Here is a 3,617-nt window from a genome sequence, read left to right as displayed (position 1 = left end):
AGTCGCATGAGCAGTTGGTCGCCGAGCCGGTACATCGTGTTGTCCGTGCCCGCACCGGCTGGCGAGATGGGGAGGGCGGCCCATTCCGGTCGCTGTTCCCGCAGCAGTGACCGGACGACCGCCTCATCCACACGGATCTCGTTCTCATGAAGTGTCACGGTGAGAGCCTTCTGCCCGGGCTTCGCCGCCGCCAGTGATTTTCCCAAGGCGGTCGCCGTTCGGAACTCGATCCTTTGAGAATCTGCCAGGTCAGGTGAGACCGAGTGAGAATCTGCCAGCTTCAGTGCGACGGGACACCCGGACATCACGGAGACAGGACACGCGCGACCCCACACGACAGATGGCTCGCTGTCCTGTCCCAGAAAACGGTGGGCAGGGTGAGGCTCTGACCTGCGTTGCCTACGGTTGAGTGGGACAGGTTGGCGGTCGGTGCCCCGCTCAACCGTAGGCAGCGTGGTGGTTCACCCGCGGAGCCAAGCCAGCAGGCGCCGTGGCGTCGGTCGCGAGGTGCTGGCTGCCATGGGTCGGGGAGCCGACTTGGCTCTCCTGGCTTGTCGGGCGAGTCGGTACTCGTCGGCTTCACGGATGAGTTCCTGAGAGCGGATCTGGTGCAACTCGAAGTGCATGCCGCTCGCTCCTACTGCTGGAGCTCCATGACGTCGGCGACCACGCAGCTGACGTTGTCGGGGCTGCCGCAGCCGTTGGCGAGGGCGATGAGTTCGCGGACAGCCTGCTCGGGCTCCCTGATCTCGGAGAGCGCCCGTCGGATCTCATCGGTTGGTACGACGGTCGACAGACCGTCGGAGCAGAGCAGGTATCGGTCCCCCTGCTGAGCGTCGTGAAGGCGCATGTCGGGGCTGCCATCGGCTCCTTGGCCCAGGGCTCGTAGCAACAGCGACCGCTGGGGATGGGAGGCGGCTTCCTCCTGGGTAAGGCGTCCTTCGTCGACCATCGACTGCACCATGGTGTGGTCGTGCGTGATCTGGAACAGTGCTCCGTCGCGCAGGAGGTAGACGCGGGAGTCGCCGATGTGGACGAGAGCCAACTGCGATCCGGTCCAGAGCATTGCGGTGAGTGTGGTGCCGGCCTGTTCGGGCGATGAGGCGGTCCCGGCGACGCCGTGCACGGCGTGTTTGGCCTGTTCGATGGCGTCTTCGAGGAGGTTGAGGAGATCGCCTGCCGGGATGCTGTCGGTTTCGAGGCGCTTGAGCGCGTCGATGGCGGCAGCGCTGGCTGGGGCTCCTGCGCTGCCGTAGCCGTCGGCAACGGCGAGCAGGCGGGACCCGGCGTAGGCGGTGTCCTGATTCGTCTCTCGGACAAGGCCCGTGTCGGAAAGGGCGGCGTAACGGATTCCCAGGGGCTTGGTGGTGGAAGACATGGCGGGGTCCTTCCAGGACAGATGGTCGATGAGGAAGGAAGCGAGGTTCCGCCGCGCGGCGGTGTCGGCCTCGACCTGGGCCCAGAATGCGCGGATCTCCTGGGCTGCCGCGGCTGATTCCAGCATGCTGACGTGCTGGATGCGGGCCAGGGGCATCCCCAGGCGCCGGAGCCAGGCGACGAGCCGGGCCTGGTCCAGTTGTTCCGGTGCGTAGAGGCGGTAGCCGGTCACCGGGTCGACGCGAGCGGGGGTCAGCAGTCCGAGCTCGTCGTAGAGACGCAGCGCCTTCGGAGACAGGCGGGACGCTTTCGCGAATGTCCCAATGGTCAGCAACCCCATGCTCGCTCCTCCTCATGCCGAGCACATCGCCCGGCCCCACCGATGCTGTGGCTTCCCCCAAGGTGAAGGTCAACTAGCGGCTCTCCGACCGAACAACAAACCCCAGATCTGGCTCCGGGCGATCATGCTGCACGGCTGCTTCGATTCGCATGGCGGTCCGCTTAAGTTCAGTGAGGAACCACGCCCGAGCCGTGGTCCGGAGCGCTCGTTCCTGGGGCAGTCGTCGGTTGAACTCCGCTCTGAACTCTTTGAACTTCGTTTCATTGTCGGTAAGAGCGAGACTCCGCCAGTATGGGGATGCAAAGAGCGAGATGGCCTCGACGATTTCCGGGTAGACGGCGACATAGCGGCGTGGGTCGAAGGGGCGAACCTCCCGGGTGACTGGCGACAACTGGCGGAGCCGTTCCGCTCGGTCACTGAGTCGGTATCCGCGCTGGAACAGGCTGTGCCAGAAGTCCGAGCCGTACTGGTAGCACGAATCCATCACAAGGTGTCCCTGCCGACGCAACAGCCGGTAGTGACGGCGTTGTGCTTCAACGATCTCGGGAAACTCGGTGAGATCAAGCTGGCGGGCGGGGTCGTCGACAGCACGTCCGATCCAGAGGCGGTGCGGGATGCAGACCTGGTCGTGGCAGGACGTCCAGGTCCAGACACTGTGGTGTGTGCTGCCGGTCCGCCGCGCGACGCAATGGCGACAGGCATAGCCACCGCGCTGCCGCGGGCGCCCCGGGTCGCCCTTGTTCTTGCCGAGGTGAGGAATCGCTTTTAGGAGGCTGGCGCGGGGCTGACCGCTGACGATGCTCAGTCGGCTCACGTAGTCCCGCTGAGACAGCAGCCAGTGACTTGGCGATGTCAATCGCTGGAGGGGAATCTTGTTCGTCTGACTCAGACGCCACAGATACGAATCCTCGGTCTCACGGGGGAAGGGCTTGACCGGCAGGGGAAGCGGACGGACGAGCCAGAAGCCGGTAGGTCCGCTCACTGCACCGCCCCTCGCGGCGAGGCAAGTTGGGAGGCGGACTCACTGTTGTGGTCGATACGTGTGCTCTTGAGTGTGGCGCGGGTGATGCGCTCGCTGGTGTCGAGGATCGCGGAGATGGATGCCGCGCGGATCAGGTGGGACAGGCTGCCGATGACGCCGCCGGTCCGCTGATGCAGGTAGTCCGAGAGCTTTACCAGCGTGCCTCGCTCGTGCCGATGCAGACGGAGGGTTGTCTCCAAGGAGGCGACCAGCGACCGCCATTCAGGGCCTAACGGGAATGGCCCGGTGCGGACAAGCACGCACCGGCCACCAAGCTGCTTGCCGCGGACACCGGTGAAGACACCGGACTGCTCGACGTCGATCCCGGCATAGACAAACGTGGCAGGCAGGTGCTCAGTGAAGTACTTCAGATGGTCGGAGAGATCTTCTCCTGCGAGCGTGGCGTGGTTCATGAGATGGATCTCGTCGACCAGCACAAGGTCCGTACGGGCTTCGATCATCACCTGGCAGACGGCGCTGGTGATGTCGATCGTGTTGTGCCGGGGCCCGATGGCCGGCAGGCCCAGGAACCGCGCGAACTCCATAGCGAGCTTGCGCGGGGATCCTTTGGGCGGTGCGGTCAGGTAGACGACCGGGATCCGACTACTCCCCGGATAGCGCTGCCGCACCCGCAGCTCGTGGAGGCGGCCAAGCTGCTTGAGCGCGGTCGTCTTCCCCGTAGTCTGCTTCCCGGAGACGATCATCCCGCGTCGAGCCCCGTGCTCGCGCTGGTTGAGCAGTGTCAATAGCCGCCCCTGGTGGGCGATCTCCTTCACTGCCGAGGTCCGCACCACCTGTAGCTCGGAGTGATATCGGATCCGGGCCTCGTCGTAGACGTCACGCCCCATGGCACTCAAGGAGTGCCACTGCGGCTGGGGC

The 3,617-nt window shown here is 65.2% G+C and carries 3 protein-coding genes and 1 pseudogene; all 4 read right to left on the bottom strand.

The window, feature by feature from the left end; translation table 11 throughout:
* Window positions 1-158 (bottom strand): annotated as a pseudogene (locus I8N67_RS41060) (phosphotransferase); the annotation flags it as partial.
* Window positions 159-637: 479 nt separating this feature from the next.
* Window positions 638-1,717, bottom strand: coding sequence for a protein phosphatase 2C domain-containing protein (locus I8N67_RS41055; protein ID WP_200309411.1), 1,080 nt, complete (start codon window positions 1,715-1,717; stop codon window positions 638-640).
* 73 nt (window positions 1,718-1,790) lie between these two features.
* Window positions 1,791-2,699 (bottom strand): hypothetical protein, encoded by a 909-nt coding sequence (locus tag I8N67_RS41050; RefSeq protein WP_200309410.1) that lies wholly within the window; start codon window positions 2,697-2,699, stop codon window positions 1,791-1,793.
* A partial coding sequence (locus tag I8N67_RS41045) for a TniB family NTP-binding protein (RefSeq protein WP_234047082.1) occupies window positions 2,696-3,617 on the bottom strand: 922 nt, incomplete at its 5' end. The genes I8N67_RS41045 and I8N67_RS41050, both read right to left, overlap by 4 nt.

The organism is Streptomyces adelaidensis (assembly GCF_016598475.1).
Classification (GTDB): domain Bacteria; phylum Actinomycetota; class Actinomycetes; order Streptomycetales; family Streptomycetaceae; genus Streptomyces; species Streptomyces adelaidensis.
The sequence above is the reverse complement of the archived record's forward strand: the minus strand, read 5'-3'. Positions and strand labels throughout refer to the sequence as shown.

What these genes read in the sequence shown, in the direction of transcription:
- I8N67_RS41055 (WP_200309411.1), bottom strand. Translation starts at nt 1,717, where the DNA reads ATGGGGTTGCTGACCATTGGGACATTCGCGAAAGCGTCCCGCCTGTCT.